Source organism: Streptomyces sp. NPDC001194 (genome assembly GCF_042896985.1).
Classification (GTDB): domain Bacteria; phylum Actinomycetota; class Actinomycetes; order Streptomycetales; family Streptomycetaceae; genus Streptomyces.
This window is the reverse complement of sequence record NZ_JBIAXU010000001.1, coordinates 236,468-256,975: the sequence shown is the minus strand read 5'-3', so window position 1 is coordinate 256,975 and position 20,508 is coordinate 236,468. Positions and strand designations below refer to the sequence as shown.

12 protein-coding genes are annotated in these 20,508 nt (G+C 73.3%); 4 read left to right on the top strand and 8 right to left on the bottom strand.

The window, feature by feature from the left end; all coding sequences use genetic code 11:
• The first annotated feature begins 16 nt into the window (after nt 1-16).
• Nucleotides 17-1,195, top strand: a complete 1,179-nt coding sequence (gene moeZ, locus ACFY1T_RS01200; protein WP_030859466.1) for an adenylyltransferase/sulfurtransferase MoeZ — start codon at nt 17-19, stop codon at nt 1,193-1,195.
• Nucleotides 1,196-1,258: 63 nt separating this feature from the next.
• Here moeZ and ACFY1T_RS01195 read toward each other — a convergent pair whose 3' ends face one another.
• From ACFY1T_RS01195 to ACFY1T_RS01165, 7 genes are all read right to left on the bottom strand, one after another.
• Nucleotides 1,259-2,803, bottom strand: a complete 1,545-nt coding sequence (locus ACFY1T_RS01195) for an alpha/beta hydrolase (protein WP_390786473.1) — start codon at nt 2,801-2,803, stop codon at nt 1,259-1,261.
• A gap of 261 nt (nt 2,804-3,064) precedes the next feature.
• Nucleotides 3,065-4,444, bottom strand: a complete 1,380-nt coding sequence (gene hemG / locus ACFY1T_RS01190) for a protoporphyrinogen oxidase (protein WP_390786472.1) — start codon at nt 4,442-4,444, stop codon at nt 3,065-3,067.
• Entirely contained in the window at nt 4,432-5,748 is a 1,317-nt protein-coding gene (locus ACFY1T_RS01185; protein ID WP_390786471.1) for a TIGR04053 family radical SAM/SPASM domain-containing protein, read from the bottom strand. The genes hemG and ACFY1T_RS01185 overlap by 13 nt, the downstream gene beginning before the upstream one ends.
• Nucleotides 5,745-6,470 (bottom strand): respiratory nitrate reductase subunit gamma, encoded by a 726-nt coding sequence (gene narI / locus ACFY1T_RS01180; RefSeq protein ID WP_390786470.1) that lies wholly within the window; start codon nt 6,468-6,470, stop codon nt 5,745-5,747. The genes ACFY1T_RS01185 and narI overlap by 4 nt, the downstream gene beginning before the upstream one ends.
• Nucleotides 6,470-7,216 carry a nitrate reductase molybdenum cofactor assembly chaperone gene (narJ, locus tag ACFY1T_RS01175; RefSeq protein ID WP_390786469.1) on the bottom strand — a complete coding sequence of 249 codons (747 nt, stop codon included), beginning with the start codon at nt 7,214-7,216 and terminating at the stop codon, nt 6,470-6,472. The genes narI and narJ overlap by 1 nt, the downstream gene beginning before the upstream one ends.
• 2 nt (nt 7,217-7,218) lie before the next feature.
• Nucleotides 7,219-8,763: a nitrate reductase subunit beta gene (gene narH, locus ACFY1T_RS01170; protein ID WP_390786468.1), complete on the bottom strand. Its 1,545-nt coding sequence runs from the start codon at nt 8,761-8,763 to the stop codon at nt 7,219-7,221.
• A 3-nt stretch (nt 8,764-8,766) separates the two neighbouring features.
• On the bottom strand, nt 8,767-12,429 hold the full coding sequence (locus ACFY1T_RS01165; protein WP_390786467.1) for a nitrate reductase subunit alpha: 3,663 nt from the start codon (nt 12,427-12,429) through the stop codon (nt 8,767-8,769).
• Between the two features lie 222 nt (nt 12,430-12,651).
• Here ACFY1T_RS01165 and ACFY1T_RS01160 point away from each other — a divergent pair, with 222 nt between their 5' ends.
• Nucleotides 12,652-13,407 carry a YwiC-like family protein gene (locus ACFY1T_RS01160; RefSeq protein WP_390786466.1) on the top strand — a complete coding sequence of 252 codons (756 nt, stop codon included), beginning with the start codon at nt 12,652-12,654 and terminating at the stop codon, nt 13,405-13,407.
• A 95-nt stretch (nt 13,408-13,502) separates the two neighbouring features.
• Here ACFY1T_RS01160 and ACFY1T_RS01155 read toward each other — a convergent pair whose 3' ends face one another.
• On the bottom strand, nt 13,503-16,301 hold the full coding sequence (locus ACFY1T_RS01155; RefSeq protein ID WP_390786465.1) for a YbhN family protein: 2,799 nt from the start codon (nt 16,299-16,301) through the stop codon (nt 13,503-13,505).
• A 137-nt stretch (nt 16,302-16,438) separates the two neighbouring features.
• Between ACFY1T_RS01155 and ACFY1T_RS01150 the strand changes: the two genes are divergently transcribed.
• Both ACFY1T_RS01150 and ACFY1T_RS01145 read left to right on the top strand, forming a co-directional pair.
• Nucleotides 16,439-16,795, top strand: coding sequence for an MGMT family protein (locus ACFY1T_RS01150; RefSeq protein WP_390786935.1), 357 nt, complete (start codon nt 16,439-16,441; stop codon nt 16,793-16,795).
• Between the two features lie 291 nt (nt 16,796-17,086).
• Nucleotides 17,087-20,422, top strand: a complete 3,336-nt coding sequence (locus tag ACFY1T_RS01145) for an ATP-dependent helicase (protein WP_390786934.1) — start codon at nt 17,087-17,089, stop codon at nt 20,420-20,422.
• Nucleotides 20,423-20,508: the final 86 nt, after the last annotated feature.

The window sequence follows — 20,508 nt, the reverse complement described above, 5'->3', positions numbered from 1 at the left end:
CATCTACGGAGTCCCCGTGTCGCTGCCACCCCTGGTCGAGCCAGCTGCTGAGCTCACCGTTGACGAGGTCCGTCGGTACTCCCGCCACCTGATCATCCCGGACGTCGGGATGGACGGCCAGAAGCGCCTGAAGAACGCCAAGGTGCTGGCCGTGGGCGCGGGCGGCCTCGGCTCCCCCGCCCTCATGTACCTGGCCGCGGCCGGCGTCGGCACGCTGGGCATCGTGGAGTTCGACGAGGTCGACGAGTCGAACCTCCAGCGCCAGATCATCCACAGTCAGGCGGACATCGGCCGTTCCAAGGCCGAGTCCGCGCGCGACAGCGTGCTGGGCATCAACCCGTACGTCAACGTGGTCCTTCACGAAGAGCGGCTCGAAGCCGAGAACGTGATGGAGATCTTCAGCCAGTACGACCTCATCGTCGACGGCACGGACAACTTCGCCACGCGCTACCTCGTCAACGACGCCTGCGTGCTGCTGAACAAGCCGTACGTGTGGGGTTCGATCTACCGCTTCGACGGCCAGGCCTCGGTCTTCTGGTCCGAGCACGGTCCGTGCTACCGCTGCCTGTACCCGGAGCCCCCGCCGCCGGGCATGGTCCCGAGCTGCGCCGAGGGCGGCGTCCTGGGCGTGCTCTGCGCGTCCATCGGCTCCATCCAGGTGACGGAGGCCATCAAGGTCCTCACCGGCGTCGGCGAGCCGCTCGTCGGCCGCCTGATGATCTACGACGCCCTGGAGATGCAGTACCGCCAGGTCAAGGTCCGCAAGGACCCCGACTGCGCGGTCTGCGGTCCGAACGCGACGGTCACCGAGCTCATCGACTACGAGGCCTTCTGCGGCGTCGTGTCGGAAGAGGCCCAGGAGGCGGCCGCCGGCTCCACGATCACTCCGAAGCAGCTCAAGGAGTGGATCGACAGCGACGAGCCGATCGAGATCATCGACGTCCGCGAGAAGAACGAGTACGAGATCGTCTCGATCCCCGGCGCGAAGCTGATCCCCAAGGGCGAGTTCCTGATGGGCACCGCCCTCCAGGACCTCCCGCAGGACAAGCGCATCGTCTTGCACTGCAAGACGGGTGTCCGCAGTGCGGAAGTCCTCGCGGTCCTGAAGTCCGCGGGCTTCGCGGACGCGGTGCACGTGGGCGGCGGCGTGATCGGCTGGGTCCACCAGATCGAGCCCGAGAAGCCGGTCTACTAGACGGGCGGGACGACAGAAGGCCCTTACTCCGCCGACGGGCGGCGGTAAGGGCCTTCTCGCTTGTCAGGCCGGGGTGCAGACGGTGTCGGCGGGGGGCACCTTCCCGTCCAGCAGATAGCCGTTGACCGCGGCCTGCACGCACTTGTCGCCGCTGTTGTAGGCGCCGTGCCCCTCGCCCTTGTACGTGAGCTCCACGCCCACGCCGGGGCCGAGCCGCTCCACCATCTTGCGGGCGCCCTCGTACGGGGTGGCCGGGTCGCCGGTGTTGCCGATCACCAGGATGGGCGCCGAACCGGGGGCCGAGACGTCCGGGGTGTCCCAGGCGCCCGGGACGGGCCAGTCGGTGCAGCTCATCATGGCCCAGCCGAGGAAGTCCCCGAAGACGGGGGAGGCGGCGCGGAAGTCGGGCAGCTTCGCCTTCGTCTGCGCCAGCGTGTACCGGCCCTTGGAGTCGGCGCAGTTGATCGCCGTGTTGGCGGCGCCGATGTTGCTGTAACGACCTTGCTGGTCGCGGCCGTTGAGTGCGTCGGACAGTGCCATCAGCAACTGCCCCTGCCCGCCTTCGGCCTCGTCCAGCCCCTGCTCCAGCAGCGGCCACAGCTCCTTGGAGTACAGGGCCTGGGCGATGCCGTTGGTGGCGGCGGAGTCGGTGAGCATCCGGCCGCCGATGCCGGGGATGGGCTTGCCGGCCAGGCTCTTCTGCAGCTTGATGATGTTGTCCTCGATCTCCTTGGCGGTGCTGCCCTGGAGCCGGCACTCGTCGCCGCGGTTCACGCAGTCCTGCGCGAAGTTGCCGAGGGCGAGCTGGAACCCCTTGGCCTGGCCGAGCGCGCCCTCCTCGGAGGTCTGGGTCGGATCGACGACGGCGTCGAAGACGGCCCGGCCGACGTTCTTGGGGAAGAGGTGGGCGTAGACCCCGCCGAGCTCGGTTCCGTAGGAGATCCCGAAGTAGTTCAGCTTCTCGTCGCCGAGGGCCTGCCGGATCCGGTCGAGGTCGCGGGCGGCGTTCTCGGTGCCGACGTGGGGCAGCAGGTGCCCGGACTTGTCCTTGCACGCCTGTCGGTACTTCTCGAGGTTCGCCAGGTAGGTCTTCTCCTCCTGGGGGGTCTCGGGCGAGGAGTCCTGCGCGTAATAGGCGTCGAGCTGCTTGTCGTCCTCGCACTCGACGGGGGCGCTGCGCCCGACGCCGCGCGGGTCGAAGCTCACGAGGTCGTACCGGGCCCGCAGCGCCTCGTACTCCTTGGCGGCGCCCGGCAGCGTACTGATCCCGGACCCCCCGGGGCCGCCGAAGTTGAACACGAGCGAGCCGAGCCTCTTGTCCTTGTCCCGGGCCTTGGCCCGGATCAGCGCGAGCGGGATCGTCTCGCCCTCGGGCTTGGCGTAGTCGAGGGGCACGTGGAGCGTGGCGCACTCCCAGTCCTTGGGCGGCGCCTGCCCGCCGCCTTCGGCGGCGTCCGGAGCGGTGCACTCCCCCCACTTCAGGGGCACGGCCCCCGGGGTCCCCCCGGCCTTGGGCTTGCCTTCGCCGCTGTCGGAGCACCCGCCGACCCCGGCCAGCCCGAAGGCGACGACGACGGCCACGGCACCCCGCACCAAGTTTCGACCCATACCCCCATCCTGAGACCCCCACCCCCACCCCGCCCCCGCGCTGACCCATTGGGGTGCCCCGGCCAGGGACGACCTGGCGGTTTCAGTGGCCGGGAACGCTGACGAGCAGTTCCTTGAGGCCGATCCGCCCCGCTCCGCCGCCGACCAGGGTGATCTTGGCCGGCGGACCGCGCCACCCGGCCTCCGGCCGGGGCGGGGTCGTGATTGACGTCGCCGGTGGACATGCCCTCCGATTCCGCCGGACCCCGGCCTCGGACGCGGTCAGGGGCGGGTGAGGAGTTGGTGGGCTGCTTTGCGTGCCGTGGCCACGCAGGCCGCCACCCCTACTCCCTCGTACGCCGCGCCGCACACGGCCAGGCCGGGGAGCTTCGACGTGGCCTCGCGGATGCGGGCGACGCGGGCGTGGTGGCCCACGGCGTACTGGGGGAGGCCGTGGTTCCAGCGCGTGACGCGGGCCGCCACCGGTTCGCCCATCGGGCCCACCGCGCGGTGGAGTTCGGCGATGGCCGCGCGGATCAGGTGGCGGTCCGGGCGGGCGAGCGCGCTCTCTTCGCCCGCGCGGCCCATCGAGGCGCGCAGGACGAACATCTCGGGGGCCGAAGCGTGCAGCCACGGCCACTTGTTGGAGAGGAACGAGGCCGCCTTGAGCAGGTGGCCGTCGACCGGCGGGACCAGGAAGCCGTTGCCCGTCGGGAGGAAATGGGCCCGCGAGCGGGCGAAGGCCATCGTGACGACCGCCGTCGACGCGTGGGGGATCGCCGACAGTTCCTCCTCGGCGAGCGGCGAGTGCGGGCGCAGCAGCTGCGCCGCCTCGTACGCCGGGACGGCCAGGACGACCGCGTCCGACTCCATCGTCAGGGGGCCGTCGCCCGTCATCGCCGAGACCCGCCAGCGGTCGCCGGGCAGGCGGTGCAGGGAGCGGGCCGTCGTCGCCGTCAGGACGCGGGCCCCACAGGCCTCGGCGACGGCCCGGGGGAAGCGGTCCGTGCCGCCGGCGACGCCCTGGACGGCCACGGGGGCGGAGCGCGGGGCGCCCGCGGCCCGCATCCGGCGCAGGGCGGGGAGGAGGGGGCCGCCCTGCTCGGCCAGCGCCGCGATGCGGGGCATGGCCGCGCGCAGCGAGAGGCGGTCGGCGCTGCCCGCGTAGACCCCGCCGAGCAGGGGCTCGACCAGCCGGTCCACCGTCTCCCGGCCGAAGCGGGCGGTGAGGTACTGCGCCACCGAGCAGTCCTCCGCCAGGGGGGTCGCGGGAAGCGTCTCCTCCGCCATCGCACGGGCGATGCCCTCGGGGGAGAGCAGGCCCGCGCCCGTCAGCGCCGTCGGGTCCGTGGGGATGCCCATGACGTGGCCGGGCGGCAGCGGTCGCAGCCCGCCGTCGGTCCAGATCGTGGTGGGGGCCTTCGCGGGGTCGCACAGGGCGTCGCCGAGTCCGACCGCGCAGGCCAGCTCCACCGCTTCAGGGCGCAGCGCCATCAGGGACTCCGCACCCTCGTCCACGGCGATCCCGGCGATGGTGCCGGTGCGGAGCTTCCCGCCGACCTTGGTGTGGCTCTCCAGCACCGTGACATCGGCGTGGCCGCGCAGCTGCCACGCCGCCGCCAGTCCGCTGATCCCGCCGCCTATGACGATCACCGAGCGCATTCGTTTCTCCCTCGTGCCGCCGTCTTCCCCTGCCGAGCGTAGGAGGACGGGCGGCGCTGGTGCTTCGTGCTTTCGGCCAGAGCCGCCGGAGCCGTCGGTGCCGTCGGTGCCGCCGGCGCCGTCAGGGCCCCGAGCTCCTCCGGGTACGGGAAGCTGCCCGGCTCGTACGCGCAGTACGGGTCCGCCGCGAGCACGTCTCCCGTGCACCCGTACGCCCGCGAGCGCGAGCCCCCGCACACCTCCTTGAACTCGCACCGGCCGCACGTGCCGCCCAGCAGCGACGGGTCCCGCAACGTCGTGAACAGGGCCGAGTCCCGGTAGATCCCGGTCAGCGGACGGTTCTTCACGTTGCCCGCCGAAACGGGCAGGAAGCCGCTCGGGTGGACCTCCCCGGTGTGCGAGACGAAGACGAAGCCCCGTCCCGAGGAGACGTCCATCGGCGGCCGGCGGGCGGTGCGGCGGGCACCGTCGAACAGCCCGAGCTCAGCGGCCCGCGCCGACAGGCGCCCGTACAGCCGTCCGAGCGCCGGCCGCTCGCCGCGCGCCTCCAGGACCGTCCGCTGGAGGGCGACGCGCCGGAAGTGGTGGCCCTCCGTCGTCTTCGTGGCGAGCACGGCCCCGCAGTCGTAGAGGAAGTGCAGTACGTCCTCGACCTCGCCGGGGTCGAGGGAGTCCAGCCGCCCGCCGCGGCCCGCCGGGACCAGGACGAAGCCGGACCACAGCATCGCGCCCTCCCGCCCGACCAGCGCCGCGATGTCCGCCAGGTCCGCCAGGGAGTGCCGGGACACCGTCGTGTTGATCTGGACCTTGAGCCCGAGTTCCCGCGCCGCCCGCCAGCCTTCCAGGGTCTGCCCGTAGACCCCGGGCACGCCCCGGAACGCGTCGTGCCGCCGCGCCGTCGAGCCGTCGAGCGAGAGGGAGACGGCGACCGCCCCCGCGTCCCGCACCGCCGCGAGCCGCTCGCGCGTCAGCGTCGGCGTACCGGAGGGGGAGACCGCGACGCGCAGCCCGAGGGAGGTCCCGTACGCGACGAGGTCGGTCAGGTCGGGGCGCTGGAAGGGGTCCCCGCCGGTGATCACGAACAGCGGGGCCGGCCGCCCGAAGGCGGCGACCTGGTCCATCACCCGGCGGGCGCCGGCCCCGTCGAGCTCCTCGGGGTGGCGGGCGGTCTGCGCCTCGGCCCGGCAGTGCAGACAGGCCAGCGGGCAGGCCCGGGTGGCCTCCCAGATCACGATGAACGGGCGCTCGGCGATGGCGTGCCGGGGGCGGCGGACGACGGTCCGCCCGGCGCCTTCGGCGGTCACGAGACGCGCTCCCAGCCGCGCCTGTCCGGACGGTCGGCGAGCTGCTGCGGATCCCGCCTGCGGTAGACCACGTACGGCCGGAACAGGTACTTCAGGGGCGCCGAGAACATGTGCACCAGCCGCGAGTACGGGATCAGCGCGAACAGCGTGAACCCGAACAGGACGTGCGCCTTGAACGCGAGCGGCGCGGCCGCCATCAGGTGGTGGTCGGGGGTGAGGGTGAACAGGCTGCGGAACCAGAGCGAGACGCCGTCGCGATAGTCGTAACCGTCCGTCATGCCGGTCGAGTTGAGGGCCGTGGCCGTCAGCCCGAGCGCCATCGCGCCCAGCAGGAACGTGTACATCAGGTGGTCGCCGCGCAGCGTCGACCGGCGCACCGCCGGGACCGTGAACCGGCGGTACACGAGGATCGCGATGCCCGCCGCGGCCGCGACCCCGGCCGCCGCGCCCGTCGTGACGGCCAGCAGGTGGTAGGCGTGGTCGTCGAGCCCGGCCGCGTCCGTCCAGCTCTTCGGCACCAGCAGGCCCACGACGTGGCCGAGGACCACGAACAGCATGCCGAAGTGGAAGAGCGGCGAGCCGATCCGCAGCAGCCGGGACTCGTGCAGCTGCGAGGAGTGGCTGGTCCGGCCGAACGCGTCGAAGCGGGCGCGCCAGACCGTGCCCGCGATCAGCAGGGCGACCGAGACGTACGGCAGTACGCCCCACAGGAAGAGGTCCATCAGGCCGTCCGCCTTTCGGGTGTCGTGGGCCACGGGAGGTCGGCGGGGAAGTCCGCCGGCGGGCCGACGGGGAGGCCGACCGGCAGGTCGGCGGGCAGGTCGAGGGGCCGGTCGATCCCCGGCCCGAAGGGTTCGAGCGCCGAGCCCGCGCCCACCAGCTCCTGCGGCGGCCCGTTCTTCGCGAGCGCCTTCGCCTCCGCCTTGGTGGCGGGCGAGGGCCCCGGCAGCGTCGCGCAGACGGCCTCCAGGACCCGGGCGTACGGGGAGTGCGACTCTGCGAGCGAGAGGCGCAGCAGCTCCAGCCCGGCCCGGTACTCCCGCAGCAGCTCGGCGCCGGCCTCCTCGCGGCGGGCCGCGAACTCCAGCGCCACCGGCAGGAAGTCGGGCAGCTCCTCGCCCGCGAACTCCAGGCCGAAGTCCCGGTAGATCCGCTTCAGCCGCACCAGGGACAGGCCGCGCCGGCGGGTGTCGCCGTCCACCCACCAGGTCAGGTAGAGGCAGCGCCGGTTGCGGGTGTCGAACGTCCCGGTGTACCGGGCGCACAGCTCGATGGGGGTCAGCGCCTCGGCCTCGTCGAGGAAGGCCCCGAGCAGCGCCGCCGGTTCGGCGGGCGCGCCGGCGAGGGCCGCACGCAGCCGGGGGAGCTCGTCGTGGAAGTGGTCGCCGGGGTACTGCAGGACACAGCCCGCGACCAGTCGTACCAGCGCGTCGCCGCTCATCCGGTTCCCCGCGTCGATCGTTCCCATGCTCACGAACTCCTTCTGGTGGGACCGAGATTGAGCATCACCCGGGGCTCGGCGGGATCCCCGACCGGGCACGCGGCGTCCAGCGGGTGCGTCTGCGCGAGCGCGTCGGCGTCGGCGCGCGCCGCGCTCGGGACCACGAACCGGTCCTCCTGCTTGGCGACCGCGAGCAGCCGGAACATGTCCTCCATCTCGACGCCCGTCAGGCCCACCGCCTTCGCGATCGACTCGTCCCGGTCCTCGCCGAGGTTGACGCGCCGCATGTACGCGCGCATCGCCGCCATCCGCCGCAGCACCGCCTCGACGGCGTACGTGTCGCCCGCCGTCAAGATCGCCGCGAGGTACTCGACGGGGATGCGCAGGGCCTCGATCGCGCCGAACAGGTTGCCCGCGTCCTCGCCGTCGCTCCCGGTCGCGGCGACCGCCTCGACGACGGGGGAGAGCGGGGGGACGTACCAGACCATCGGCATCGTCCGGTACTCCGGATGGAGCGGCAGGGCGACCTGGTAGGTGGCGATCAGGTCGTACACGGGGGAGCGGCGGGCCGCGTCCAGCCACTCGCGCGTGATGCCCGAGCGCCGGGCCGCCTCGATCACCGCCGGGTCGCGCGGGTCGAGGAAGCACTCCACCTGGGCGGGGTAGAGGTCGTGCTCGTCCGAGACGGCGGCGGCCCCGGCGACCTTGTCCGCGTCGTACAGCATCACGCCGAGGTAGCGCATCCGGCCGACGCAGGTCTGCGAGCACACCGTCGGCATGCCGACCTCGATGCGGGGGAAGCAGAACGTGCACTTCTCGGCCTTGCCGGTGCGGTGGTTGAAGTACACCTTCTTGTACGGGCATCCGCTCACGCACATCCGCCAGCCGCGGCAGGTGTCCTGGTCCACCAGGACGATGCCGTCCTCCTCGCGCTTGTACATCGCGCCGGACGGGCAGGACGAGACGCACGCCGGGTTCAGGCAGTGCTCGCAGATCCGGGGGAGGTAGAACATGAAGCTCTGCTCGAACTCGAAGCGGATCTTCTCGCCGACCTCGTCGCGGATCTTCTCCACGATCGGGTCCCGGGGCGCGTGCGCGGGGGCGCCGCCGAGGTTGTCGTCCCAGTTCGGGCCCCATTCGATCGTGGCCATCGGTTCGCCGGTGAGCTGCGAGACGGGCCGGGCGGTCGGCAGGTCGTCGCCCGCCGGGGCCTCGGTGAGGTTCTTGTACTCGTACGTCCAGGGCTGGTAGTAGTCCTCGATCTCCGGCAGGTCGGGGTTGGCGAAGATCTTGCCGAGCTTGGCGAGCCGGCCGCCCGCGCGCAGCCGCAGCCGGCCCGAGCGCGTGCGCTCCCAGCCGCCCTTCCACCGCTCCTGGTCCTCCCAGCGGCGCGGGTAGCCCTGGCCGGGGAGGGTCTCGACGTTGTTGAACCAGACGTACTCGGTGCCCTGCCGGTTGGTCCATGCCTGTTTGCAGGTGACCGAGCAGGTGTGGCAGCCGATGCACTTGTCGAGGTTCATGACCATCGCGATCTGTGCCATCACTCGTCCGACAGTCGCTTCGCGTCGGGTCATCGTCTAGAACTCCACGTTCTGGTCGCGGCGGCGGATGACCGTCACCTCGTCGCGCTGGTTGCCGGTCGGGCCGAGGTAGTTGAAGGCCCAGGTCAGCTGGGCGTAGCCGCCGATCAGGTGGGTGGGCTTGAGCATCACCCGGGTCAGCGAGTTGTGGATGCCGCCGCGGCGGCCCGTCTTCTCGGTCTTCGGGACGCCGACCGTCCGCTCCTGCGCGTGGTTCATGTACACCGTGCCGGGCGGCATCTTGTGGGAGACGATCGCGCGGGCGGTGACCACGCCGTTGCGGTTGACCGCCTCGATCCAGTCGTTGTCCCGGACGCCGATCGCCCCGGCGTCCTGCGGGGACATCCACACGGTCTGGCCGCCGCGCCCCAGGGTCATCATGTAGAGGTTGTCCTGGTACTGGCTGTGGATGGCCCACTTGTTGTGCGGGGTCAGGTAGCGCACGGCCACCGTCTTCCCGTCGACGACGCCGAGTTCCGGTTCCCCGTACAGGGCGTGCATGTTCAGCGGAGGCTTGTAGACCGGCAGCGATTCGCCCACCTCGTGCAGCCAGTCGTGGTCGAGGAAGAAGTGCTGGCGCCCGGTGAGGGTGTGCCAGGGCTTGAGGTGCTCGGTGTTGACGGTGAAGGCCGTGTAGCGGCGCCCGCCCGCCTCCGATCCCGACCACTCGGGCGAGGTGATCACCGGGACCGGGCGGGCCTGCGTGTCCGCGAAGGTGATCCTCTTGCCCTCGGCCTCGGCGGCCAGGTGTGCCATGTGCGTGCCGACCCGCTTCTCCAGGGTCTCGAACCCCTGCATGGCCAGGCGCCCGTTGGAGGTGCCCGACAGGGAGAGGATCGCCTCGCAGGCGCGCTGCGCGGTGTCCAGGCGCGGCCGGCCGTCGGCGGTACCGCCCCGCACCGTGCCGTTCTTCTCACGCAGGTACGCGACCTCCTCGGCCACGTCGTAGGTGATGGCCTTGGTGGTGACCCCGAGGGTGTCCACGAGCGGGCCCAGTGCGGCGAACTTCTCGCCGACGGCCCCGTAGTCGCGCTCGACGACCGCCAGGCCGTACATCGTCCGGCCGGGCACCGGCTCGCACTCGCCCTTCGACCAGTCCAGCGCGACCCCGCCGGGCTGGGCCATCTCGCCGCCGGGGGTGTCGTGCTGGAGGGCGGTCGCCACCAGGTCCCTGCGGACGCCCAGGTGTTCCGCGGCGAGCTCGCCGAACCGCTCGGCGATCCCGAGGAAGGCGTCGTAGTCGGACCGGGCCTGCCACGGCGGGTCCACGGCCGGGGTGAACGCGTGCAGGAAGGGGTGCATGTCCGTGGAGGACAGGTCGTGCTTCTCGTACCAGGTGGCCGCCGGCAGCACCACGTCGGACAGCAGCGTCGTGGAGGTCATGCGGAAGTCCATGCTCATCAGCAGGTCGAGCTTCCCCTCGACGTCCTCCTCGCGGTACGTGACGTCCCTCGGCGTGCAGCGCGGGCCGTCGTCGGGAAGGTTGGAGTGGGTGCCGAGGAGGTGCTTGAGGAAGTACTCGTTCCCCTTGGAGCTGGAGCCGAGGAGGTTGGCCCGCCATACGTTGAGCACGCGCGGCCAGTTGCCGGGCGCGTCGGGGTCCTCGCCGGCGAAGCCGAGCGTGCCCGCCTTGAGCTCCCGTACGGCGTCGGCGACCGGATCGGGGCCGGCGCCCAGGTCGAGGGGGTTGCGGTCGAAGGTCGGGTACGAGGGCATCCAGCCCATCCGGGCGCTGGCGGCCAGGCAGTCGGAGCCGGTCATGCCGGCGAAGGCGCCGCCCGCGAGCGGGGAGGCGAGGGCCTCGGCCGGGAGGGTGTCGTAGCGCCACTGGTCGGTGTGCAGGTAGAACCAGGCCGCGCCGATCATCTGGCGCGGCGGGCGCGACCAGTCGGAGGCGGCGGCGAGGGTGGCCCAGCCGGTGACCGGGCGGCACTTCTCCTGGCCGACGTAGTGGCCCCAGCCGCCGCCGTTGCGGCCCTGGCATCCGGTGAGGGTGAGGAGCGCGAGGAAGGCGCGGTAGATGGTCTCGGAGTGGAACCAGTGGTTCGTCCCCGCGCCCATCAGGATCATGCAGCGGCCCTGCGAGCGCTCGGCCGTCTCCGCGAACTCCCGGGCCACGCGGGCGGCCTGGGCGGCGGGCACGGAGGTCAGGGATTCCTGCCAGCCGGGGGTGCCCGGGGCGTCCGCGTCCTCGTACGAGGAGGGCCAGTCGCCGGGCAGCCCCGCGCGGGCGACCCCGTACTGGGCCAGCATCAGGTCGAAGACGGTGGTGACGAGCCGGCCGCCGAGGCGGCGCACGGGGACGCCGCGGCGGATCGTGCCGCCGCGCTCGTCGTCCTCGAAGCGGGGGAGGACGACCTCGGCGCTCTCGCCCTCCGCGAGGAGGGTCAGCCGGGGGACGGTGCCGCCGAGGTCGAGGTTCCACTCGGGCCGCTCGTTCTCGCCCCACCGGTGCCCCAGGGTGCCGTTCGGGACGACGGGCTCGCCGGTCGCGTCGTCGACGAGGACGGTCTTCCACCGCGCGTTCTCGGTGTCGTGGCCGAGATCGGCGGCGGTGACGAACTTGCCGGGAACCAGCCCCTGGTCGGTTTCGCGCAGCGACACCAGGAAAGGGAGGTCGGTGTACTTCCGGACGTAATCCGTGAAGAAAGGGGTCTGCTTCTCGACGAAGAATTCCTTGAGGATGACGTGGCCCATCGCGAGGGCGAGCGCACCGTCCGTTCCGGGGTGCGGGTGCATCCATTCGTCGGCGAATTTCGTGTTGTCCGCGTAATCGGGGGAGACGGCGACGACCTTCTGGCCGCGGTAGCGGGCCTCGGCCATCCAGTGGGCGTCCGGGGTACGGGTCACGGGGACGTTCGAGCCCCACATCATCAGGTACGCGGCGTCCCACCAGTCGCCCGACTCGGGGACGTCCGTCTGGTCGCCGAACACCTGCGGCGAGGCGACGGGCAGGTCCGCGTACCAGTCGTAGAAGCTCAGCATCGGCGCGCCGATGAGGGAGTGGAAGCGGGCCCCGGCGGCGTGCGAGGCCATCGACATCGCCGGGATCGGGGAGAAGCCGGCGACGCGGTCCGGTCCGTGCTCCTTGATGGTGTGCACGTGGGCGGCCGCGACGATCTCGGTCGCCTCCTCCCAGCTCGCGCGCACGAGCCCGCCCTTGCCGCGGGCCCGCTGGTACGCGCGCCGGCGCTCCGGGTCCGCCTGGACGTCGGCCCAGGCCAGCACGGGATCGCCGAGCCGCCGCCTGGCCTCCCGGTACGCCTCCAGGAGCACTCCGCGGACGTACGGGTGGCGCACGCGCGTCGGCGAGTACGAGTACCAGGAGAAGGAGGCGCCGCGCGGGCAGCCGCGGGGCTCGTACTCGGGGCGGTCGGGGCCCACGGAGGGGTAGTCGGTGGCCTGGGTCTCCCAGGTGATGATCCCGTCCTTGACGTACACCTTCCACCGGCACGAGCCGGTGCAGTTCACGCCGTGCGTGGAGTGGACGACCTTGTCGTGGCTCCACCGGTCCCGGTAGAAGGCCTCGGCGGCCCGGCCGCCGGTCCGGTGGACCGAGCGGAGGTCCCCGGACACCTCCGCGCCCGTGAAGGACGTGAAGAAACTGCCCGCCCTGATCAGTGAATCGGCGGCGCCCTGATGTCCGAATCGATCCTGCAAGACGACCCTCCAGGCGGGTGGTGTGACGGGTGGCGGAAAAGCACCCGTCCACGACGCTACGCCCGCCGCAAGGCCGAATCCGATGACAAAGGTCCCGTACGGGCGTGACCTAATTCCGGTCTTTTCCGGGACGGGTGGATGGCAGGCTGGAATCGCCAACTCCCGAGAGGGCACGGCAAATTACGCGATGGATTTCCAATCAACGGCGGCAGGAGGCGGTCGGTGCCGAGGAGAAGGAGCGCCTGGCTGCCGGACCAGCACGGCGCGTGGGCCATGCTGACCGTGCCGTTCCTGGCGGGAACCCTGCCGGCCCCCCGGCCGGGGTGGGCGCACGCGGCGCTCTTCGCGGCCTGGCTGCTCGGGTACGCGGCCGTCTTCCACGGCCAGCAGTGGCTGCGCCTGCGCCGCGTCGCCCGCCGCCGGCCGGACGCGGCGGCCCGGCACGTACGGCCGGCGCTGGTCCCGGGGGCCGCGTGCGCGGTGCTCGGCGTGCCGGTCGCGGCGGCGCACCCGTGGCTGCTGCCCGCGGCCGCGGCGGCGGCGCCGTTCGTCGCGGTGAACACCTGGTACGCGTGGCGCGGCCGCGAGCGGGCAGTGGCCAACGGCCTGGCGGCGGTGGTCCCGGCGTGCGCGATGCTGCTGGTGGCGGCCCGGCTGGGCGGGATGCCCGCCGCGGCGGCCTGGCGCCCGGCACTGGCCTGCCTGCTGTACTTCGCGGGCACGGTGCCGTACGTGAAGACGATGATCCGGGAGCGGAACTCGCGGGCGTACCGCCGGGTTTCGGTGGCCTACCACGCTGCGGCCCTGGCGGTGGCCTCCTGCCTGTCGCCCTGGCTCGCCATCCCGTTCGCGGCCTACCTGGCCCGGGCCGCCGTCCTCCCGGGCCGCTCCCTGAGGCCCCCGGTGGTGGGCGCGCTCGAGATCGCCTGCTCGGCGGCGCTCCTGGCGACGCTGGTACCGGTCTTCGGCGGCCGCTGATCCGGCCCGGGCCGGAGCCGGCCCGGCCCGGGCCGGCCCGAGCCGGGCCGGCTCCGCCGGATCCGCCCGGTCCGGCCCACCGCCGAAGACGCGGCCTAGATGGCCTCTTTCCGGGTCAGGTAGTTGAAGGACAGCCAGCCCGGCAGCACCGGCAGCCAGAACGTCATCAGGCGGAACAGGAGCACCGCCGAGATGGCGACCTCCTTCTCCAGACCCGCCGCGATCAGACCCAGTGTCAGCGTGGTCTCCACCGCGCCGATGCCGCCCGGTGTCGGCGCCGCCGACCCCAGGGCGTTGCCGGCCAGGAACACCACCGCGATGCTCGCGTAGCTGATGGCCTGGCCGCCGCCGAACGCCCGGATCGACGCGTCCAGGCACATCACGAAGCAGCCGGTCAGCAGCAGCATGCCGCCGATGCCCGTCATCAGCTTCTGCGGCCGCTGGAGCACGTCCAGCATGCGCGGCACCACACCCGCGAACAGCGCCCGCACCCGGGTCGCCACGAACTTCCGCAGGAACGGCACGGCCGTCACCACCAGCACCAGCACGGCCACCGTCAGCAGACCCGCGATGACCGTCCGGGACGGCGTCATCTCCGGGGTCTTCTCCGTGCCCGTCAGGTAGCCGAAGGCCAGCAGCAGCAGGATGTGGCTCGCCAGACCGAACAGCTGCGAGGCGCCCACGCTCGCCACCGCCAGCCCCGGCCGGATCCCGGCCCGCTGCAGGAACCGCGTGTTCAGCGCGACACCGCCGACCGCCGCCGGCGCCACGAGCTTCACGAACGACCCCGCCACCTGCGCGACCACCGTCCGCAGGAACGGCACCCGCTCCGGTACGAACCCCAGCAGGCTCATCGCCGCCGCGAAGTAGGTGAGCGCCGAGAAGGCCAGCGCGGCCCCCACCCAGCCCCACTGCGCCTCGCCGACGATCGTCGTGAAGTCCACGTGCGCCAGCTGCGTCAGCAGGAAGTACGCACCGAACGCACCCGCGATGAAGGACACCAGCGTGCGCGGCCGGATCCGCTCCAGACGGGCCGGCTCCACCGGCGCCTGCGGGCGGATCAGCAGCACCTGCTGGCGGATCTGGCTCAGCAGATCCTCCTCGCGGGCCCCGTCGAGCGCGTCGTCCAGCGCCTTCTTCTCGGCCTTCTTCTCCGCCGCCGTGGTCGCCGCCGGCTTGGATCCGGCCTTGCCGGCCTTCCCCGTCCTGCGGTCCGGCCTGGCCTCCTCGGCAGCCGCCTCGCGCGCCGCCTTCGCCGCCCGCGAGGACTCCAGTACGGCCTCCCGCTGCCGGTCGGCCCGCTCCCGGGCCAGCCGGCGCAGCGTGGCCCGCGTGGAGCGGCTCAGCGCGATCGGCTGGAGCAGCGGCAGGCAGTCCGCCACCGCGTCGGGGCCGAGCACCGACACCGCCGCGGCCACCGAGCGCTCGGCACCGATCCGCAGGCCGAGCGTGGTCAGCAGCTGCGCGATGTCCATCCGGAGCACCAGGTCCCCGGCCGCGATCTCGCCGCCGCGCAGGTCGGTGAGGACGACATTGCCGGAACGATCCACCACGAGCGCGTCGCCGGTCAGCCGCCGGTGGGCGATCCGCCGCGACTGCAGGGCCCGTACCTGCTTCCACGTGTTGCGGGTCAGGTCGTCGGTGATCTCCTCGTCGGCGAGCGCGTCGAGGGGCCGCCCGTCCAGGTGCTCGTAGACGAGCATCACGGCGTCCGGGCCGAGCTCGGAGGTGGCGATCAGCTTCGGCGCGTTGGCCCCGGCCGCGATGGCCGCGTACGCGAGGAGAGCCTCCTGCTCCAGCGCCTGGCGCAGCGACTGCAGGCTGCGCCGCGTCGTGATGCCGCGCAGGGTGAGCCGGCGCCAGACCCGGTAGAAGAACCCGTGCGCCTGCTGCTCGCGGTCGACGACGGTGACGTCGAGCGGCGGTCCGTCCTCCAGCGTGACGTGGTAGCGCCGGCCCCGGTCGCTGACCTCCGAGGCGTCGGCGCCGTCCGGGAGCTCCGCGCGCATGGCGCTGACCGGCTTGAAGCCGACCCGGCGCAGGCCGGCGAGGAGGGTCTGCCCGGTGGGACGGACGTTCGGCGAGCCGACGGCGTACAGGGTCCCGTACGCGACGCTCCAGCCGATGAGCACGGTCAGGATGATCGAGAACGGGGTGGTGTAGCCGCTGACCAGCATCGCGAAGGCGTCGAGCAGCAGGACCACCCACAGCGCGACCCGCCAGCGGGGCCTGCGGGTCATGCCGACGGCGGTCATGTACGCGATGACGGGCGCGAGGTAGCCGTGCACCGGGTCGGTGAGGGGGCCGCCGATGCCGGTGGGACGGGTGAGGGCCTCCTGGATGGTGTCGGAGGCGGCCTGGGAGACCCACAGGTCGGTGGCCAGGGTGACGCCGTGGGCGAGGACGGCGGCGAGCACGCCGTCGGCGATGCGCAGCCCGTCCCGCTTGATCAGCCGCTCGATGGCGAAGGCCACGGGCACGAGCAGCACGGCGATGCTGGACACCAGACCGGCGACCTTGATCAGCAGGTCGGGCGCGGCGCCGGTGCCCTGGGAGATGTCGGCTTCGAGTCCGGCGGTGGTGCGGTGGGCGAAGGCGGCGATGGCGAGGACGACGGCGATGCCGAGGACGCCGACGAGCAGGCGCACGAGGTCCGAGGGGCGGTGGACGCGGGCGGCGAGCAGCGGCTCGTCGACCTCGACCTGTTCGGCGGACGCGGAGGCATGCCCGTGCGACCCGTCGGCGTCGGCCGCGGGCTCCGCCCCGGCCTTGGCGCGGGCCCGGCCGGGAGGCTCGTCGGGGAGCTTCCCGGACCCGGGGTGCGGGTCAGGGCGCGTGCCGTCGTCCTCAGCCGCGCCGTCCGGAGGGCTCACACCCTGCTCCTTCGTCGTCACTTCCGTCTCTTCTTGATCACGTATCACCAGTCACCGCCCGGAAGATGGTGGCACGGACCGACGTGCGGGCGGGGCATCAGGGTGCGTGCCGGTACGGAAGGAAACCTTCCGGGAACCGGTCCGTGATGTACGGCACCATGGGCGGAATGAGCGAAGAGCTGCCCGCGTACGCGGAGCGGGTGCTGGAGGCGGCCGAGCGGATTCCGCCCGGGCGGGTGATGACGTACGGGGACGTCGCCGAGTGGCTCGGCGAGGGCGGACCGCGCCAAGTCGGGCGTGTGATGGCCCTGTACGGGGGAGCGGTGCCCTGGTGGCGCGTGGTCCGGGCGGACGGCCGGCCGCTGCCCGGCAGCGAGGTCCGGGCCCTGGAGCACTACCGCACGGAGGCCACTCCGCTGCGGCTGACAGCCGCAGGCGAGGCCCGGCTGAACATGCCGCGGGCGCGTTGGGACGGGCGGGAGGAGCACGCCGCACGGGACGAGGGTCACATCTGACAGCTTCGGCCATGCGGGGGCGGGGCGGGCGGCCCTGCGCCCGTACGGGCGACGGCGCGGGGGCGCTCCGTCCCGACCTCGGGGAACTGCGCCGGCCCCGGCGGTTGCCGTAGCGTTGCCCCTTCGGCTTCGGCTTCGGCAGGCGCGGCGGTGACCGCGGCCCCCGCGGGGACGGCCGAGACCGCAACAACCGCAGACCCACCAGGACCTGGACCGGCACCCCACGTGATCACCTCTCCATCCGACCGCACCGAACGGCGGCGTACGCGGACCCCCGACGCGTACCGCCTCGTGCGCACCGGGCCGCAGCGGGTGGATCCCCCTGTTCTGGACGCAGCGCAGCAGGCTGTGGTTGATCACACGGGCGGACCGCTTCTCGTCCTGGCCGGACCGGGTACCGGGAAGACCACCACGCTCGTCGAGGCGGCCGCGGCCCGGGTCGAGGCCGGGACCGACCCGGCCCGGATCCTCGTCCTCACCTTCAGCCGCAAGGCGGCCGTCGAACTGCGCGACCGGGCCGCCCTGCGGCTCGGCGGCGCGCGCGCCCCGCAGGCCACCACCTTCCACTCCTTCTGCTACGGACTGGTCCGCGCCCACCAGGACACCGACCTGTTCGCGGATCCGCTGCGGCTGCTGTCGGGCCCGGAGCAGGACGTGATGGTCCGCACCCTGCTCGACGGCCAGCGCCGGATCCGCTCCATCCGCTGGCCGGACGACCTGCGGGCCGCGCTCACCACGCGCGGCTTCGCGGACGAGGTCCGCGCGGTGCTCGCCCGCGCCCGCGAGCTGGGCCTCGGCCCGGCGGCGCTCGACGCGTTCGCGACCCGGCTCGGCCGCCCGGACTGGAAGGCGGCGGCCGCGTTCCTGTCGGAGTACCTGGACGTACTGGACATGCAGGGCACGCTGGACTACGCGGAGCTCGTCCACCGGGCGGTCCTCCTCGCCGAACGCACCCCGTCCCTCGCCCTGTCCTACGACGCGATCTACGTGGACGAGTACCAGGACACGGACGCCTCCCAGCTGCGGCTGCTGCGGGCCCTGGCCGGCCCGGCGGGCACGCTGGTCGCCTTCGGCGACCCGGACCAGTCGATCTACGCCTTCCGCGGCGCCGACATCAACAACATCCTCGACTTCGAGAGCTCGTTCCCGGGCGCGGCGGTCCGCGCCCTGACGGTGGGCCGCCGCTCGCGGGCCGGCCTCCAGGCGGCGACCCGCCTCCTGACCACCCGCATGCCGGTCCCGCGCCTCCCCTCGGCGGCGGTCCGCGCCCACCGCGCCCTGACCCCGGTCCGGGAGGGCGGCGGGGTGGAGGTGTTCACGTACCCCACGGCCGGGGCCGAGCTGGACAACATCGCCGACATCCTGCGCCGGGCGCACCTGGAGGACGGCGTTCCGTGGCAGGACATGGCCGTCCTGGTCCGCTCCGGCGGCCGCACCCTCCCGGCGATGCGCCGCGCCCTGATCTCGGCGGGGGTCCCGGCGGAGACGGACGGCACGGACACCCCGCTGCGCCACGAACCGGCGATCGCCCCCCTCCTGACGGCCCTGCGCATCGCCGCGGCCCCGATCCCGGCCCCCGCCGGCGAGCCCTCCCCGGCCCGGGTCGCCGAGGACCCGGACGCGGAGCCGGGCACCTCGGACGCGGAACCGGAACACGAGACCGAAGCCGAATTCGAGACCGAAGCAGAGACCGAAGCAGAGACCGAAGCCGAAGCCGAAGCAGAGGCCGGGGCCGGGCCCGCCGCGGGCGACGGGTGGGTCGGGGTCGAGGCCGCGCTCGCGCTGCTGACCTCGCCGCTCGGGGGGATGGACGCGGCCGATCTGCGGCGGCTCGGGCGGGCCCTGCGCGACGAGGAGCGGGCGGCCGGCATCAAGGTGCCGGCCCCCTCCGACGTCCTGCTCGCCCGCGCCCTCGCCGAGCCCGAGCGGCTCACCGCCCACGACCCCGCGTACGCCCGCGGAGCGCAGCGCCTCGGGCTGCTCCTGCGCAAGGCCCGCGAGCTCCTCCAGGGCGGCGGCACCGCCGAAGAGGCCCTCTGGACCCTCTGGGAGGGCACCCCCTGGCCGCAGCGCCTGGAGCGCGGTGCCCGCCGCGGCGGCGCGGCCGGCCGCAACGCCGACCGCGACCTCGACGCCGTCTGCGCGCTCTTCGACACCGCGGCCCGCGCCGAAGACCGCACCGGCGGCCGCGGCGCGCTCAACTTCCTCGAACAGCTCGAAGCCGAGGACATCGCCGCCGACACCCTGACGGGCAAGGCCACCCGCACTGACGCCGTACGCCTCATGACCGCCCACCGCTCCAAGGGCCTGGAGTGGTCCCTCGTCGTCGTCGCCGGCGTACAGGAAGGGCTCTGGCCCGACCTGCGCCGCCGCGGCTCCCTCCTCGAAGCCGACCGCATCGGCCAGGGCGGCCTCGCCGAGCCCCTCACCCCCGGCGCGCTCCTGGCGGAGGAGCGCCGCCTCTTCTACGTCGCCGCCACCCGCGCCCGCGACCGGCTCGTCGTCACCGCCGTCAAGGCACCGGCCGAGGACGGCGACCAGCCCTCCCGCTTCCTCACCGAGCTCGGGGTCACCCCGAAGGACGTCACCGGCCGCCCCCGCCGCCCCCTCGCCGTCCCCGCGCTCGTCGCGGAACTGCGCGCCACCACCGTCGACCCGGACGCCTCGCCCGCCCTCCGCGAGGCCGCCGCCCGCCGTCTCGCCCGCCTCGCCGCGCTCACCGACGAGGACGACCGCCCGCTGGTCCCCGCCGCGCACCCGCAGCGCTGGTGGGGGCTGTACGAGCCCACCCGCAGCAGCGTTCCGCTGCGCGACCGGGACCGGCCCGTCGCCCTCTCCGGCTCCGCCCTGGACCAGCTCGCCAACACCTGCTCCCTGCAGTGGTTCCTCGGCCGGGAGGTCAAGGCCGACGCCCCCTCCACCGCCGCCCAGGGCTTCGGCAACGTCGTCCACGTCCTCGCCGACGAAGTCGCCTCCGGCCGCACCCCCGCCGACCTCGCCGTCCTGATGGAACGCCTCGACTCCGTCTGGGACGCCCTCGCCTTCGACGCCCCCTGGAAGTCCCGCCAGGAGAAGGACAACGCCCGCGCCGCCCTGGAGCGCTTCCTGCGCTGGCACACCACCGACCGCGGGGGCCGGGCGGCCGTGGCCACGGAGCACGCGTTCGACGTCACGCTCGAAGCCGGAGACGTCGCCGTCCGCATCCGCGGCTCCATGGACCGGGTCGAGGCCGACCCGCAGGGGCGCGCGTACGTCGTCGACTTCAAGACCGGCAAGTCCGCACCCACCAAGGCCGAGGTCGAGCGCCACCCCCAGCTCGCCGTGTACCAGCTCGCCGTACGCGAAGGCGCCGTCGACGAGGTCTTCGACGGGGTGCGCCCGGAGGCCGGCGGCGCCGAGCTGGTGCAGCTGCGCCAGGGTGCCGCCCAGCGGGAGGGCGGCGATACGGTGCCCAAGATCCAGGCGCAGCAGCCGCTGAACGGCGAATGGGTCGGCGACCTCCTCGCCACCGCCGCCGGCCGGGTCCTGGACGAGCGCTTCGCGCCCGCCACCGGCAAGCACTGCGACCACTGCTCCTTCCGCAGCGCGTGCAGCGCGCGCCCCGAGGGCCGCCAGACCGTGGAGTGAGTCACACGGCCGGCCCCCGCGGCCAACCGGCCGTTGACCGCGGCCGGCCGGTGACCGGCCGGCCCGTGAGACGGCGGCCGGGAGTG